Below are 16,220 nucleotides of genomic sequence, written 5' to 3' on the forward strand. Positions count from 1 at the left end.
GCAGACCAGGAACAACGTTCCGCAGTTCTGGATAATTCCAACCACCGGGATGCTTGGCAGTATGCACCGAGGTTGTCCGTAAGACACCGAGGAGAGTGCATATGGCCCAAACCACCGTTGTCGGCGCATGCCCGCACGACTGTCCCGATACGTGTTCGATTCTCACGACCGTCGAGGACGGAAGAGCCATCGCCGTTCGCGGCAACCCCGATCACCCCTTCACCAGGGGCAGGCTTTGTGTGAAGGTGAACAACTATGAAGAGCGGGTCTATAGCGATCGGCGCGTGCTCCATCCGTTGAAGCGCGTCGGTCCGAAAGGAAGCGGCAGCTTCAGCCGCATCTCGTGGGATGAAGCCATCGGGGAGATCGCGGCGCGCTGGAAGGCGATCATTGCCGAGAGCGGTGCCGAAGCGATCCTGCCCTACAGCTATCTGGGTACGCAGGGCATCATCAACGGCCTCAATGTGGGCGATCCGCTGTTCAACAAGCTCGGCGCGTCGGTGTCCGAGCGCACCTTCTGCGATTCTGCTTCGTGCACAGCCTATATGATGACGATTGGGCACACGCCGGGTGTTGATCCGGAGAGCTTCGTTCATTCCAAGTACATCATTCTCTGGGCCTGCAATACGCTGAGCACCAACTCGCATCACTGGCCGTTTATCGAGAAGGCGAAGAAGAACGGCGCGAAGCTCATCGTGATCGATCCGGTGCGAACGCGCACGGCGGCCTTGGCCGACTGGCATCTCCAAATCCGCCCGGGGACCGATTGCGCGCTGGCGCTGGCCATGATCCACGTTGTCATCAAGGAAAACCTGATCGATCGCGACTACATCGACAAGTACACGATCGGATTCGACGAGCTCGCGGCGCGTGCCGAATCCTGTACGCCGGAGTTCGCCTCGCGCGAGACAGGCATTTCGGTCGAGGATATCGTCAAGCTCGCGCGCGAATATGCGACGACGCCGCCGGCGGTGGTTCGCATCGGCGTCGCTGTCGAGCGCCATGCCGGGGGCGGGCAGACGGTTCGCGCCATTGCCTGTCTCCCCGCGTTGATCGGTGCGTGGAAACATGTCGGGGGCGGTCTCCTGCAGCTCCCGATCTGGGCATTTCCGGTCAATTGGCCGACCTTGATGCGCCCTGACCTGCAGCCAGCCAAAATGCGTGTGATCAACACCTGGCGCCTCGGCGCGGCGTTGACGGGCGACCTGCCCGATGGCCCGCCAATCAGGTCTCTCTTCGTCTACAACGCCAATCCGATGGCGATGGTCACCGAGCAGGACAAGCTCGAGCGAGGACTCGCGCGCGAGGACCTGTTCACGGTTGTCAGCGAGCACTTCCTGACCGACACCGCGAAATATGCCGATATCGTCCTGCCCGCGACGACCCAGCTCGAGCAGAAGGACATCATGTTCTCCTGGGGGCACCTCTATCTGTCCTACAACAATCCAGCCATTGCGCCGCTCGGCGAGGCGGTGCCGAACACGGAACTGTTCCGGCGCCTCGCCGCCGCCATGGATATCGATGATCCCTTCTTCTTCCGGTCCGACGACGAGATGATCGAGGCGTCGATGGACTGGGCCAATCCCGCATTGGAAGGGATCACCCTGGATCAGGTGAAGAAGACGGGATTTGCCAGGCTATCGTTGCAGCATCCGGACGACTGGGCGCCGCATCGGGAGGGCAATTTTCCAACGCCTTCAGGGAAATGCGAGTTCAAGTCGAGCATTGCTGAAGGCGGCAACTTCGTCGTGCCGCTGTTTCGGCAGGGCTATGGCGCCGACCAGGCGGGCGATCCCGTCGATCCTTTGCCGCACTATATCGCACCGAACGAGAATCCGGCGACGGCTCCGGCGAAGGCTGAACGCTATCCGCTGAGCCTGATTTCTCCAAAGAGCCACGCGTTCCTGAATTCGAACTACGGCAATCTGCCTGCTCAGCAGGTTCTGGCCGGCGAACAGCAAATGGTCATTCTGCATCCCGCGGACGCCGCATCGCGTGGCATTGCGGCCGGTACGCCGATCCTCGTCTTCAATGAGCGTGGCTCGTTCGAGGCATTCGCAACACTGTCGCCCGACGTCATGCCGGGAGTGGTGGTCGCGCCGGCCCGTTATTGGCACCGGTCGAACCGCAAGGGTGCAACGGTCCATGCGGTGACGTCGCCTGCCTACGCTGATCTCGGTCGCGCGCCGACATTCTCCGACGTCCTGGTTCAGGTCGCGACCGCCTGATCGAATATCCCGGCTCGCGAACGGCCGTGTGTTGGCTCCAACGAGAGGAGAGACAATGCCCTATGTCGTGACGGATCTCTGCAGCGGCTGCCGCTATACCGAGTGCGTCAGCGTCTGTCCCGTCGAATGTTTCCACATCGATGATACGATGACGTACATCGATCCGACCAATTGCATCGATTGCGGCGGCTGCGTGCCGGTCTGTCCCGTCGGGGCGATCAAGGCCGCGCACAAGCTGCCGCCGGACAAGGTGGAGTGGATTGAAATCAATCGTCGCAGGGCTGCCGAGACGCCCGTCGCCATGGGGAAGCTTCCGCCGCTCCCGGGTGCCGACGAGCGCAAAGCGATGATCCTGCGATGATTGCGGCGGCGTCCACGCCCCGGCTCGCGGCAGGTCGCTATCGAATCGCGATCGTAGGTGGAGGACCGAGCGGCTTCTATGCCGCGGAAGCTTTGCTGCGGTCGGGGCAATCCGTCGACGTCGACATGTACGAGCGCTTGCCGGTGCCGTATGGCTTGGTCCGCTTTGGCGTTGCACCGGACCATCCGAAGCTCAAGCAGGTGACCCGTGTCTTCGACCGCATCGCGGAGCTGCCGGGCTTCCGGTTCTTCGGCGCTGTCGAGATCGACCGGGACGTCTCGGTGGCCGCGCTGCGATCCTGCTACCATGCGGTCATCCTGGCCACCGGAGCTGCTGTCGGCCGGCCGGTGGATGTGCCCGGCGAACGACTTCCGGGCAGTCATCAAGCCGGCGATTTTGTCGCCTGGTACAATGGTCACCCTGATTTCAGGCATCTCCGGTTCGACCTTGCTGCGGAGCATGCTGTCATCATCGGACACGGCAACGTCGCGCTGGACGTCGCGAGAATCCTCGCGAAGACTCCGGAGGAGCTGCGTCACACCGATATCGCCGCGCATGCACTGGAAGCATTGGCGGCCAGTCGCGTTCGCGAGATTTACCTGGTCGGACGGGGCGGACCCGGTCGGACGCGCTTTGCCGCAAAGGAGCTCCAGGAGTTTGCGGAGCTCGCCGATTGCGATCCGGTGGTTGAGTTCGGCGACCGTCCGGAACTCGCTGCAAGCCCTGGTGCGGATAGCGAGGCGGAAGCTGCTCTTAAGGTGCTCCGCGAATTCTCGACACGCCCCGTGGCGAAGCAGCGGCGCTGCGTATTCCTGTTCGGACTCACTCCGTTTGGCATCGAAGGAGACGGCCGCGTCCGGCGAATGTTGTTCAGTCCGTCCCAGGAACAGGTACGGTCGGCGGGCCGGGGATACGTTGCTCTCGATTGTGGCCTGGTATTCTCCAGCATCGGTCGCCGCGCAGCGCCGATCAGCGGCATTCCCTACGACGAAGCGAGGGGGGTTCACGCAAATATCGGCGGCCGGCTTACCAGCGGCGGCAGCGTGCTACCCGGCCTGTATGTGTGCGGCTGGGGCAAGCGCGGCCCGCAAGGGACAATCGGCACCAACCGCGCCTGTAGCGTTGAAACCGTGGCGAACGTCCTGGCCGATCTGCCGCACTTCGATGCGCCACCGAGTCATCCTGATCACCTGTTCGCAGCAACATCGATCCGGCGTTATGTCGATTATCCGGCCTGGGGACGCATCGACGCGGAAGAGGTTGCGCGCGGCGGCGCGATAGGTAAGCCGCGAGAGAAACTCGTCGCCGTGGAGGAGATGTTTGCGGCAGCCGGTGGAGGCGTTGCATGTTGAGCGATGAAGGCCAGGCCAGCTCGTATCTCGGCTTACAGGGCGGCTCTTGCGGATTGATCGACCTGTTTGGCCGGTACGTCAGATATTTGCGCCTCTCGGTTACGGATCGCTGCGACCTGCGCTGCGTCTACTGCATGTCGGAGCACATGGCGTTCATGCCAAGGAGGGATCTGCTGTCGTTGGAGGAGCTCAATCGGCTTGCGCTCGCATTCATCCGCCGAGGTGTCACCAAGCTTCGCATCACCGGCGGCGAGCCCCTGGTGCGCAAGGATGTCATGAAGCTGTTCGCCGCTCTGGGGACCGAGCTTGGTGCAGGGCGATTGCGCGAACTGACGCTCACGACCAACGGCACTCGCCTTGCGAACTTCGCACGCGAGCTGGCAAGCTACGGCGTAAGACGCGTCAATGTCTCGCTCGATACGCTCGATCCCGATCGTTATCGGGCGCTGACCCGCGGCGGCGCGCTTGCGAATGTGCTCGAGGGGATCGATGCCGCCCGCTCGGCCGGGCTTGCGGTGAAGATCAATGCCGTGGCTTTGCGCGGCAGCACCGACGCGGAGATCGACGGCTTGATTCATTTCGCCCACGATCGGGAGATGACGTTGACATTCATCGAGACCATGCCGCTCGGCGATGTCGGCGTGGATCGTGTCGATCAGTATTTTCCACTGGATCGGCTACGCGAACTCATCGAAAGCCGGTGGTCGCTGAGCGATCTTCCACTTCGGACGGGAGGTCCGGCCCGTTATGTGCGCGTCGCCGAGACTGGGGGCGTGATCGGCTTCATTACGCCGCTCACGCATAATTTCTGCGAGGATTGCAATCGGGTCCGGATCACGGCGTCAGGGATTCTCCACACCTGTCTAGGGCAAGAGGATGCGGTCGACCTCAGGGCCGTGATGCGTCGATCGCAGGACGATGCAGACCTGATGCATACGATCGATCGTGCGATCCGTGGCAAGCCGCGGGGACATGATTTCGTGATCGACCGAAGCGGCGCCCTGCCGGCGCTTTCGCGCCACATGTCGGCGACCGGAGGATAGCGTCGGCCGACTTGGTCTACGGGAGGTGGATCTGATGAAGATCTGGAACACCGAAGATCTGCCCGACCGTGAACAGTTCGCCTATTGGCGCGAGGTCCTCTGCGAGGCGTTCGTCACGCTGAGACCTGAAAGGCCGCGAGAGAGTAACTTCGACCGCTTTCCCAGCCGTGTCACGGCTCACCCGCTTTCGTCGATCAACGTGACGACGGTTCAATCAAGAGCACACCATGTCATCAGGGGCGATGCGGAAATAAGGAAATCACCGCGAGAGGTTTATTTTCTCAATCTGCAATTGGCCGGCCGATGTCGCTACGACACGGAAGGCCGGGAAACCATTGTCGGCCCGAATCAATTCGCCATCGTCGATTCAACCCGGCCATACCATCTGGATTTCCTGGACGACTGGCACGTCTTTTCATTCCGAATTCCGCGGCACATATTGCGGCCGTTGCTGCAGGCGCCCGACTGTTCGACAGGTGTATGCGTCTCCGGTCATCATGCGTTGGGTGAGATAACGATCGCCTTCCTGAGGTCCATTGCCACGCGACTGGGCGACCTGCCGCCGGAGGCAATGGAGCCGCTTGCCGGCGATCTGGTCAATCTGGCGGCGCTGTCGCTCGGCGCCACGGAAGAGACGAAAATGGGGCAGCGCGGCTCGTCGCGTCGAGGACTGCACGCCGCCATTTTGACGTTCATCGAAACGAACCTTGCTGACCCGCTTCTGTCGGCATCGAACGTTGCCGCGCATTTCGGAATTTCCATTCGGTACGTGCATCGGGTCTTTGAGGAAATGGACAAAACGTTTGGACAAGCCGTGCTTGAGCGCAGGCTGCTCCGGTGCGCGAGAGACCTTGATGCATCAGCCCACATGCGGATCTCCGATGTCGCCTTCCGCTGGGGCTTTGGTGACATTTCCCATTTCAACCGGAGCTTCCGTCAGCGCTTTGGCCTTGCTCCCCGGGAGTACCGGGCTCGGCAACGACCGGCGTAGCGTTCGGCGTCTCACCCGCCGAACAGTACGTTCCAGGCCAACTATTCTGTCACTCCTCGCCAAGAGCGGGGTGCCGCGCGACCTTACAGTGAGGTTGTCGTCATTCTGCGGGGAGAGGCCGTCATGGCAATCGATTTCAGGCTCAGCGAAGGTCAAGTTGCGCTTCGCGACGGTGCGCGCGCGTTCGCAAACGGAGTCCTCAAGGACGTTCGGGCGACGATCCGCAACTACGCCAAACCGGATGAGCGCTTCTATGCCATACGGCCCTTCCACAAACAGGGTGTCGACGCCGGTTTCGTCAAGGGACTGTTTCCGAAGGAAGTGGGCGGAACGGACGTCTCGACGCTCGATTTCGCAATCGCGGCCGAGGAATTGTGCGTCGTCGATGTCAATGTCCCCAGCGCGATGCTCGGCACCGGTCTCTGCGTCAAGCCGGTTATTATGTTCGGGACCGACGAGCAAAAGCAGCGTCTGCTTCCCGATTTCATCGAGAACGGATCGCTGCTGGGCGCACTGGCCTTCACCGAGGTGACCGGTGGCGCCAACTTCGATGCGCCCGATCCGCGCTTCGGCGTGAAGACGTTTGCACGCCGCGAAGGCGATGAGTGGGTGATCAACGGCGAAAAGCACTACACCACGAACGGCACCGGCTGGGACGGCAAGAATTGCCATCTCTATGCGGTGGTCTGCCGGACCGACCCGAACAGGAATGCGCAGGAATCCCTCGCGGTGATCATGGTGCCGGGCAACGCGCCCGGCCTGAAGGTGACCGGGATTCTGGATACCGCCGGACATCGTGCGACGATCTCACCGCGGATGAAATTCGAGAATGTCCGCGTTCCCGCCGGCAACATCATCGGCAAGCCGGGCGACGGGATCGAAATCGTGTCGACGAACTTTGCCTGGACCGCCGCGCTGATCGGCGCTGCGTGTGTCGGGGTGATGCGCGCCGCATTCGATCATGCGGTGGATTTCGCCAGAAACGACGCGCGCTCCGGACCCCATCCCATCATCGAATATTCGACGGTGGGCTACATGCTCGCCGACATGAAGATGAAGATCGAGGCATGCCGATATATGACCTGGAAGGCCTGTCAGCAGTACGACCTTTCAAAGGGCAGGGAACACGAACTCGCCGTGATGACGAAGATATTCTGTTCGGAAACCTGCGTCGATGTCGTCTACGACGCCATGCGGCTGGTCGGGGTCGACAGCTACACCGACATGCATCCGCTCGCAGAGCTCATGAACGATGCAATGTGCTTCCCGCTCTATGACGGCGGCAACATGGGAGCTCGCCGCAGGAATTTGCACAACATCATCAAGAGCCCATCCTACAGTTCCCTGACTGCGCCGTATGGCGTGTTTGGAGGCGAGGTCGAATAGCGGCCGCCCTGCGTGGCCTATCAAGCGAGCGGCAACGTGGAGATGGCGTCCGACGGCCACCGGACATAGCATCGCGGCTGACCATCACACTCTGCAGCATACGCCTCCGCGAAATCGCGCGTTCCGCAGACAGCAGCGATGCGACCGGTCTGCCCCGCGCGAAGGCCGACGCATGGTCTATGCCGTTCCCCCTCGAACCGGGGCCGTGCCGGCCTCGACGTTGCGCCAGTCCGACCGCGCCTCGTCTGCGCTTTCAAAGATATGCGCGGCGACGCCGCGCCTTTCGAGCGCTTCGCCGAGCTTGATGCGGAGGAAGCCCGACGTGGTGTAGCGCGACACGCCGGAATAGAAGCGGTCGGTCAAGCCTTGCACCATTGCCGAATATTCGTCGAGCAACTCGGGAAGAATCGAGAAATTGTCGTAGTTGACGATCGCATAGACGCGACGATCGAGGCGGCCGAGCCTTGCTTCGACGGCGCGCGCGATCGCATCGATGTCGTTCCTGTTGCGCAACGCGAAGCGCTCGAAGTTGACGAAGAACAGGTTCTGCTGCTCGTCCAGCGTGAAGCGACGGTCGAGCGGAATGCGCAACAGGTCGCTGCGCAGGTCCATCGGTCCGTCGGCGAAAATCCGCGCGTCCATGGGAGGCGGATCGCGCGGGATCAGCGGCTTGAAATCCATCAAGGCGAGGATGTCGCGTTCGATATCGATGCCGGGCGCGACCTCGATCAGCTCTAGGCCGGCGTCCGTCAGCGCAAGCACGCAGCGCTCGGTGACGTAGTGCACGATCTGCCCGCGTTCGGCGGCGAAGGCGCCGCTGAAGGTCACATGCTCTACGGTCTCGACGAATTTGCGGGCTTTCGCTTCCTCGGCGATGACCAGTCTGCCGTCGGCGACGCCGATGCGCTGGCGTCCCGCGCCAAACGTGCCGACGAAGACCACCTTCTTGGCGTTCTGGCTGATGTTGATGAAGCCGCCGGCGCCGGCGAGCTTGGGACCGAACTTGCTGACGTTAAGATTGCCGGTGCGGTCGACCTGGGCGAGACCCAGAAATGCCGCGTCGAGGCCGCCGCCGTCATAGAAATCGAACTGATAGGGCTGGTCGATCACCGCCTGCGTGTTGACGGCGGCTCCGAAATCGATCCCGCTGGCCGGCACGCCGCCGATCACGCCCGGCTCGGCCGTCAAGGTGATCAGGTCGATCACCCGCTCCTCGTTGGCGACGGAGGCGATGCCTTCGGGCATGCCGATGCCGAGATTGACGACGCTGTTGGCCTTGAGCTCGAACGCTGCCCGGCGCGCGATGATCTTGCGCTCGCTCATCGGCATCGGCGGCAGCGAGCCGGCGCGCACCCTGATCTCGCCGCTATAGGCCGGATTGTAATGGGTGCCGAAGGTCTGCCAGTGGTTTTCCGGCTTCGCCACCACGACGCAGTCGACCAGGACGCCGGGGATTTTCACCAGGCGCGGATTTAGGCTGCCGCTTTCCGCGACGCGCTCGACCTGGGCGATGACCATGCCGCCGGAATTATGCGCCGCCATGGCGATCGCCAGCGCCTCGAGCGTCAACGCTTCCTTTTCCATGGTGAGGTTGCCGTCTGCGTCGCCGGTGGTGGCACGAATGATCCCGACGTCGATCGGGAAGGTCTTGTAGAACAGGCATTCCTCGCCGCCGAGCGTGACCAGCTCGACCAGGTCCTCGACAGTCCGGGCATTCAGCTTGCCGCCGCCCTGGCGTGGATCGACGAAGGTGCCGATGCCGACGCGCGAGATGTGGCCCGGACGGCGCGCGGCGATGTCGCGGAACAGATGGGTGATGACGCCCTGCGGCAGGTTATAGGCCTCGATCTGGTTTGCGATCGCCAGCTGCTGCAATTTCGGCGCAAGCCCCCAATGGCCGCCGATCACGCGCCTGACCAAGCCCTCATGCGCGAAATGGTTGAGGCCGCGGTGCTTGCCGTCTCCCTGTCCGGCCGCATAGACCAGCGTGAGGTTGCGCGGCTTGCCCTGTGCGTAGGGGGCATCCGTTTCGTTGGCGAGGTAGAGTTCCTCCAGCGCGAGCGCGATCTCCTCGGCGAAACCGATGCCGACAAAGCCGCCGGTTGCCACCGTGTCGCCGTCGTGGATCAGGCGCACCGCCTCAGCGGCTGTGACGATCTTGCCCTTCTCGACCGTGCGCAGATAGGACAGGGCCGGATGCTGACTCATGGCATTCCTCCCGTTTTCAAACCAGCCCGGTGGCGTAGTAGACCGCGATCACGAAGAACACCGCCAGCGTCTTCAGGCAGGTCACGGCAAAGATGTCCTTGTAGGACTGCTTGTGCGTCAGCCCGGTCACCGCGAGCAGGGTGATGACGGCACCGTTGTGCGGCAATGTGTCCATGCCGCCGCTCGCCATCGATGCGACGCGGTGCAGCACCTCGGGAGGGATATGTGCCGCCTCGGCCATGGCGATGAAATCCTTCGCCATGGCGGCGAGCGCAATCGACATGCCGCCCGAAGCCGAGCCGGTGATGCCGGCGAGCGAGGTGACGGTGATGGCTTCGTTGACGAGCGGATTCGGGATGGCCTTCAGCGCATCCTTGATGACGATGAAGCCCGGGAGCGCCGCGATCACGCCGCCGAAGCCATATTCGGATGCGGTGTTCATCGCCGCCAACAGCGCGCCGGCGACCGCCGCCTTGCTGCCCTCGGCAAAGGTCCTCTTCAGCTTTGGAAACGCGAACACGAACACCGTGAGAATGCCCGCGATCAGTGCGCCCTCTACCGCCCAGATCGCCTTGATGCCGGCGATCGGCGTGGCAATCGAATGGTCGAGCGCAAGCGTCAGGTCGTAGCTCGTGCCGTAGGCACGCTCGATCAGGCCGCCGAACACGCCGGGAAAACCGCCGAGCAGCAGGTTGACCAGGAACACCACGATCAGCGGCAGAAAGGCGACGAAGGCGGGGGCCAGTTCCTTGGTGTCAACCGGCGGCGGCTCGTTGCTGTGACCCTCGCCATAGCCCTCGCCCGCAACCGCCGCCTGACGTCGGCGCCATTCGAGATAGAGCATGCCGAGCACGAAGATGAAGATCGCTCCCGTCGTGCCGAGGATCGGCGCCGCGCCGTTGGTGGTCTTGAAATAGGTGGTGGGAATGATGTTCTGGATCTGCGGACTGAAGGGTAGCGAGTCCATGGTGAAGGAGAAGGCGCCGAGCGCGATCGTGCCGGGAATCAGCCGCTTCGGGATGTTGCCGGCCCGGAACATTTCGGCCGCGAAGGGATAGGCGGCGAACACCACGACGAACAGCGAGACGCCGCCATAGGTGAGCACCGCGCAGACCAGCACGATCGCCAGCATCGCGCGCTGGCTGCCGACGAGGCCGATCACCGCTGCCACGATCGATTTGGAGAAGCCGGAGAGCTCGATCACCTTGCCGAATACCGCGCCGAGCAGGAACACCGGAAAATACAGCTTCGCGAAGCCGACCATCTTGTCCATGAACAGGCCGGTGAAGGCGGCCGGCACCGCGCCGGGATCGGTCAACAGCACCGCCCCGAGCGCTGCAACCGGCGCAAACAGGATGACGCTGAAGCCGCGATAGGCAACGAACATCAGGAAAACGAGCGCGGCCAGCGCGACCAGAAAGCTCATCTGTTTCTCTCCCGGCAGTTGTTGTTTTCGGATGCATCTTGCGCATTCGGGATGCGTCGTCCGGCGAGCAGAGCAAGCTCCGCGCCAGTTGCCTTGCGATAACGCAAAATGCTTGAAATGCAGGCAGTTCGGCCGGCAAGCGGGAGGTGACGGCTGCGAGCGCCGTGTCAACTTTCCGAGATTCGAGACAGTTTCAGTCTCGATCGTCAGACAGGCGAGGAATCCGACACGGCCAGCCCGAACTTGGCGAGCTTCTTGTAGAAGGTCGCCCGCGAGATGCGCAGCATTCGCGCGGCTTCCGAGATCTGCCCGTTGGCGGCCTCGAGCGCGCCTTCGAGAGTGCGTTTCTCGAAAGCGGCCTCGGCCTGGGCATAGGGGACGACGGCACCCGTCACCACCGGAGGTCCGGCAACCTTCCCCTCGGCGCCAGGCAGGATGCGGGCGAAATCGTCGCCGGCGAGACGGCCCGAGTCGCTGAGGATCAGCGCCCGCTCCAGCACGTTGCGCAGCTCCCGGACGTTTCCGGGCCAATCGTAGCAGGCGAGCGCGGCAAGACCCGACGGCGTGATCTTCGCGCTGGGGTAGTCGCCGGAGCGGACGATGTCATCCAGCAGCCTCGCGCAGATGTCTGGGAGATCGCCGGCGCAATCGCGCAACGGCGGCAGCGCGATCGTGAGCACGTTGAGCCGGTAGAAAAGATCGGCCCGGAATGTGCCCTCGCTGACCCGCTTCTGCAGGTCGACATTGGTTGCGGCAATGACGCGAACGTCGACTTTCGTGACCTTGTCGGACCCAACCGGCTCGAATTCCCGCTCCTGCAACACGCGCAGCAACTTGCTCTGCAACTGCAGGGGCATTTCACCGATTTCATCGAGGAACAGCGTGCCGCCATCGGCGCTCCTGAACTTGCCGTCGCGGCCTTTGCGGTCGGCGCCGGTATAGGCGCCCGGCACCGTCCCGAAGAACTCGGACTCGACCAGCGTATCCGGGATGGCGGCGACGTTGACGCTGACGAAGGGCCTGTCGGCGCGCCCGGAAGCGTTGTGGATCGCCTGCGCCAGCAACTCCTTGCCGGTTCCCGTTTCCCCGGCCAGCAGCACCGTCACGCTTTGTCGGGCCGCGCGGCCGGCGAGTTCCTTGGCTCGCGCGATGCGCTCGGTGTTTCCGACATAATCGTCGAAGGTGAACCGCGCGCTCCGTGGCTGCGACAATTGCCGCTTCGCGAGCCTGAGGTCGCTCTCGAGCTGGCCCATCCGCGCGATCAGCGGCTTCAGACTGTCGACGCGGTCCGACAGCACGAAGCCGATCGCTCCGATGACGTTCCTGTTCTCGTCCTCGATCGGCATGCGCGTGACCACGAGCTGTTCGCCGCCGAGCTCCATGATGTCGAGCAGGATCGGCTCGCCGGTCTCGGCGACGCGGCGCATCAGGCTGTTGGGAATGATCTCCTCGATCGGGCGCCCGATCGCATCGGAGATGTGACCAAGGCGAAGCGAGTGAAGATATTTTTCGTTGACGTAGACCACGTGGCCGTCGCGATCGATCGCGATGGCGCCTTCGCAGAGATCCTCCAGGCGTTCGAACAGCGTTTCCATGGCGCGTGCGCGGATGGTCGCGGGATCGCTGACGAAATGACCCATGCGTCATCCTCCCACGCTCCACTTGTCTCCAGGAGGGGCTGGACCCGCGAAGCTGACTGATTTGCACCAAATCTATCAGGAGACGGCCTGATTTCACATCGGCGCCGGATAAAACTTCGAGGTCGGCGCGGGGGCTTATCCGTAGCCTTCATCGGAAAATTACATCGTTATTTCAATAGTATAGAGACTTGTGATTTCAGGCCGCGCCAAAGTCCCGACAGCGCATCCCCAAGCTAAGCAAATATAACATGCATTAACAAACCATATGCATTTAATATTTGCAAAGCTGTTGCGAGGGTGTTAGGGTTCGTGGCAACTCCAAGAAAGAGGGGAAGCGCCGAAATGAAGTTCACAGTTGCAAGCCTGACCGCCGCCGCGGCCCTCGCCGCAACCCTCGTCATCGGCCAAGCTGCTCGTGCCGGCGACCTGATCGTCGCAACCGACACAGCCTTCGTTCCGTTCGAGTTCAAGGAGGGCGACAAGTATGTCGGCTTCGACATCGACCTGTGGGCCGCCATCGCCAAGGATATTGGCGTGACCTACACGCTGCAGCCGATGGACTTCAACGGCATAATCCCGGCGCTCCAGACTAGGCAGGTCGACGTCGGGCTGGCCGGCATTACCATCAAGGAAGAGCGCAAGAAGGTCATCGACTTTTCGGACGGCTATTACGACAGCGGATTCCTGCTGATGGTGCCGGTCAACAGCACGATCAACGGTCCGGAAGATCTTGTCGGCAAGACGCTTGCCGTGAAAACCGGCACGTCGGCAACCGACTACGCCAAGGCGCACTTCAAGGGGACGGAGCTGCGCCTCTTCCCCAACAGCGACAACGCCTACCTCGAGGTCGCAACCGGACGCGCGGACGCCGCAATGCACGACACGCCCAACGTCCTCTACTACATCAAGACCAACGGTCAGGGGAAAGTGAAGACCGTCGGTCCGCAGATGATGGCCCAGCAATATGGCATCGCTTTCCCGAAGGGCAGCGAGCTCATCGCCAAGGTCAACGCCTCGCTCATCAAGCTGAAGGGCGACGGTACCTACGGCACCATCTACAAGAAATGGTTCGGTGCCGAGCCGCCGAAGAGCTGATCCGGGTCTTGCCGGCGCGCCGGCATGGCCGGCGCGCTTTCCTTGAAGGAAAGCTCTCATGGATTTTGACTGGTCGGTTATCTGGCAAGCCCTGCCTGAGCTCTTGAAGGGGGCCCGCCTCACCGTGCTGATCGCGCTGGCCGGGCTCGCCGGCGGACTGGTGATCGGCTGCGCTGCCGGCCTGGCGCGCGCCTACGGCAATGCCGTCCTCAACGCCATGGCCTTCGCCTACGTCGAGATCATACGCGGCACGCCGATCATCGTGCAGGTGATGTTCATCTATTTCGCGTTGCCGATCCTCGCGAATGTCCGCATCAACCCGCTCGCGGCGGCGATCATGGCCATCATCATCAACGCCGGAGCCTATATCGCCGAGATCGTGCGCGGCTCGTTTCTCTCCGTCCATCGAGGACTGCGGGAGGCCGGCCTGGCGCTCGGCCTGCCATTCTGGAAGGTGCTTCTCTACATCATCGGCCCGCTCGCTTTCCGGCGCATGATTCCGGCGCTCGGCAACCAGTTCATCGTCAGCCTGAAGGATACGTCGCTTTTCATCGTCATTGGTGTCGGCGAACTCACACGGCAAGGCCAGGAAATCATGGCGGCCAACTTTCGCGCGGTCGAAATCTGGTCTGCCGTGGCGATGTTCTACCTGATCATGACCGGCGCGCTTACACTTGTCCTCAGGATGACCGAGAAGAGGATGCGCATACTGTGAGCATCGTTGAGTTCAACAAAGTTACCAAGCGGTTCGGCCAAGTCACGATTCTCGACCAGGTCGACCTGTCGATAGCGCCCGGCGAGAAGGTCGTGCTGATCGGCCCCTCCGGTTCCGGCAAGTCGACGCTGCTCCGTTGCATCAACGCGCTGGAGGAGATCAATGGCGGTGATCTCGTCGTCGATGGCATCAGCGTCAAGGCCGGCGGCCGCATGGTCCGCATGATCCGCCAGGAAGCCGGCATGGTCTTCCAGCAGTTCAACCTGTTTCCGCAAATGACGGCGCTCGAAAACGTCGCCTTTGGCCCGCGCCGCGTGCGCGGCGAGTCGCGGCAGGGTGCGCGAAAGCAGGCGCTGGACATGCTCGCCAAGGTCGGCCTTGCCGAGCGCGCTCATCACTATCCGAGCGAGCTCTCCGGCGGCCAGCAGCAGCGCGTCGCGATCGCCCGCGCGCTTGCCGTCAAGCCGAAGCTGATGCTGTTCGACGAGCCCACGTCCGCACTCGATCCGGAACTCAGGCATGAAGTGCTCCGCGTCATGCAGGCGCTTGCCGAGGAAGGTATGACCATGATCGTGGTCACCCACGAGATGGCCTTTGCCCGCAAGGTCGGCACCAGGCTGATATTCATGGAAGGAGGCAAGATCGCAGCTGACGGCGAGCCACGGGAGCTGCTTGCAAACCCGCAAAACCCTCGCTTGAAAGAGTTTCTGCAGCATGTCGCATGACGCCGGCCGCCGGCTTTCCTTCATCGATGTTGCAGGTTCACCATATGATGTCGGAGCTACCCTTGGGCGCTTCGGCCGCGAAGCCCTGCAGGACCATTTCCGCACTTCCGCTGCGTGGCGCGAACTGACCACGCGCCGTGACGATCCTTTGATCGGCGTGATGGCGACCATCGTCCGCGAGCGGTGTCCAAGATACTGGGCTGAGCTGCAGGGCCTCGCCATCGGGCTCGCACTGCCTTTCGAAGACGTCTTCCTGTGGAATTGCCGTGGCGATATCTGGGCAATGGCCCCGGATGGCTGCACGACCGTGCAATTGCCTGGCTCTCCGCATGTGATCGGCCACAACGAGGATGGCGACCCCGACTTTGCCGGCCACTGCGCCCTTGCCCATATTGTGTCCGAGGGAGGCACACCGTTCACCGCCTTTGTGTACCCGGGCTCGCTGCCGGGACACACATTTGCGGCGACATCCAAGGGCGTGGTCCAGACCGTCAACAATATCAGGCCGCTGACCGGCGGCGCCGGCACACCGCGCATGGTACTCGCCCGCGCGATACTCGACGCACCGGACCTCGACGGGGCACTAGCCGTGCTCAAATCCGGGCCGCGCGCCGGCGCATTTCACCTGACTCTGGCGCAAGCTGGGGACGAACGGCTTCTCAGCGTCGAGTTCACGGCCCAGGCCTTGTCGGTCGATCGGATCCAGGCGGCGCGTGTCCATTCGAATCACCTGATACATGCCGACACCGGGCGCATGTCGCAGATCGTCACAGGCTCGTCCGGCGTGCGACAACGGCGCGGCGAGATGCTGCTCGGCCAAATGCCCCGGTCGGAGCCACAAGGCCGCGCGCTCGGCATATTGTGGGACGCGGCCGACGTGGAGTTGCCGATCTATCGCACCGACCCGGCCGATGGCGACGTCGAGAACACCCTCGCAAGCGCCGTCTTCCGGGTCGGGGCTGACAAGGTCGAGTGGTCTGTCTACGATAGACCGCACGCGGCAGCTCGCTTCGATATGCGGGATGGGCTGGTTCCCTTCGCGGCGTGAAC

The 16,220-nt window shown here is 62.7% G+C and carries 13 protein-coding genes; 10 read left to right on the top strand and 3 right to left on the bottom strand.

All coding sequences use genetic code 11. The features are described from left to right. Positions 1-101 precede the first annotated feature (101 nt). The 6 genes from JQ586_RS09185 to JQ586_RS09210 all read left to right on the top strand — a co-directional run bounded on the left by JQ586_RS09185 (position 102) and on the right by JQ586_RS09210 (position 7,361). Positions 102-2,228 (top strand): molybdopterin-dependent oxidoreductase, encoded by a 2,127-nt coding sequence (locus tag JQ586_RS09185; protein ID WP_212394204.1) that lies wholly within the window; start codon positions 102-104, stop codon positions 2,226-2,228. A gap of 55 nt (positions 2,229-2,283) precedes the next feature. Continuing rightward, positions 2,284-2,589 (top strand): ferredoxin family protein, encoded by a 306-nt coding sequence (locus tag JQ586_RS09190; RefSeq protein ID WP_212394205.1) that lies wholly within the window; start codon positions 2,284-2,286, stop codon positions 2,587-2,589. Further along, a complete protein-coding gene (locus JQ586_RS09195; RefSeq protein ID WP_212394206.1) occupies positions 2,586-3,941 on the top strand; it encodes an FAD-dependent oxidoreductase in 1,356 nt (451 codons plus the stop codon). The genes JQ586_RS09190 and JQ586_RS09195 overlap by 4 nt, the downstream gene beginning before the upstream one ends. Then, positions 3,935-4,984: a GTP 3',8-cyclase MoaA gene (moaA, locus tag JQ586_RS09200; protein WP_212394207.1), complete on the top strand. Its 1,050-nt coding sequence runs from the start codon at positions 3,935-3,937 to the stop codon at positions 4,982-4,984. The genes JQ586_RS09195 and moaA overlap by 7 nt, the downstream gene beginning before the upstream one ends. Before the next feature lie 34 nt (positions 4,985-5,018). Continuing rightward, a complete protein-coding gene (locus tag JQ586_RS09205) occupies positions 5,019-5,975 on the top strand; it encodes a helix-turn-helix domain-containing protein (RefSeq protein ID WP_212394208.1) in 957 nt (318 codons plus the stop codon). Between the two features lie 123 nt (positions 5,976-6,098). Then, on the top strand, positions 6,099-7,361 hold the full coding sequence (locus JQ586_RS09210) for an acyl-CoA dehydrogenase family protein (RefSeq protein WP_212394209.1): 1,263 nt from the start codon (positions 6,099-6,101) through the stop codon (positions 7,359-7,361). A 177-nt stretch (positions 7,362-7,538) separates the two neighbouring features. Here the strand turns inward: JQ586_RS09210 and JQ586_RS09215 are convergent, their stop codons facing one another. The 3 genes from JQ586_RS09215 to JQ586_RS09225 all read right to left on the bottom strand — a co-directional run bounded on the left by JQ586_RS09215 (position 7,539) and on the right by JQ586_RS09225 (position 12,635). Then, entirely contained in the window at positions 7,539-9,569 is a 2,031-nt protein-coding gene (locus JQ586_RS09215; RefSeq protein ID WP_212394210.1) for an acyl CoA:acetate/3-ketoacid CoA transferase, read from the bottom strand. A 16-nt stretch (positions 9,570-9,585) separates the two neighbouring features. After that, a complete protein-coding gene (locus tag JQ586_RS09220; protein WP_212394211.1) occupies positions 9,586-10,995 on the bottom strand; it encodes a GntP family permease in 1,410 nt (469 codons plus the stop codon). A gap of 206 nt (positions 10,996-11,201) precedes the next feature. Then, positions 11,202-12,635: a sigma-54-dependent Fis family transcriptional regulator gene (locus JQ586_RS09225; protein ID WP_212394212.1), complete on the bottom strand. Its 1,434-nt coding sequence runs from the start codon at positions 12,633-12,635 to the stop codon at positions 11,202-11,204. A 342-nt stretch (positions 12,636-12,977) separates the two neighbouring features. On the opposite strand from JQ586_RS09225, the gene glnH reads away from it, so the two are divergent. From glnH to JQ586_RS09245, 4 genes are read left to right on the top strand one after another with little or no spacing between them, the layout of a single operon-like run. Then, positions 12,978-13,730 (top strand): glutamine ABC transporter substrate-binding protein GlnH, encoded by a 753-nt coding sequence (gene glnH, locus JQ586_RS09230; protein ID WP_212394213.1) that lies wholly within the window; start codon positions 12,978-12,980, stop codon positions 13,728-13,730. A 58-nt stretch (positions 13,731-13,788) separates the two neighbouring features. Continuing rightward, positions 13,789-14,445, top strand: coding sequence for a glutamine ABC transporter permease GlnP (glnP, locus tag JQ586_RS09235; RefSeq protein ID WP_212394214.1), 657 nt, complete (start codon positions 13,789-13,791; stop codon positions 14,443-14,445). Between the two features lie 2 nt (positions 14,446-14,447). Beyond that, on the top strand, positions 14,448-15,170 hold the full coding sequence (gene glnQ / locus JQ586_RS09240) for a glutamine ABC transporter ATP-binding protein GlnQ (protein ID WP_212394347.1): 723 nt from the start codon (positions 14,448-14,450) through the stop codon (positions 15,168-15,170). Next, on the top strand, positions 15,160-16,218 hold the full coding sequence (locus JQ586_RS09245) for a C45 family peptidase (protein ID WP_212394215.1): 1,059 nt from the start codon (positions 15,160-15,162) through the stop codon (positions 16,216-16,218). Before glnQ ends, JQ586_RS09245 begins: the two co-directional genes overlap by 11 nt. Positions 16,219-16,220: the final 2 nt, after the last annotated feature.

It is taken from the genome of Bradyrhizobium jicamae (assembly GCF_018130215.1).
GTDB lineage: Bacteria > Pseudomonadota > Alphaproteobacteria > Rhizobiales > Xanthobacteraceae > Bradyrhizobium > Bradyrhizobium jicamae_A.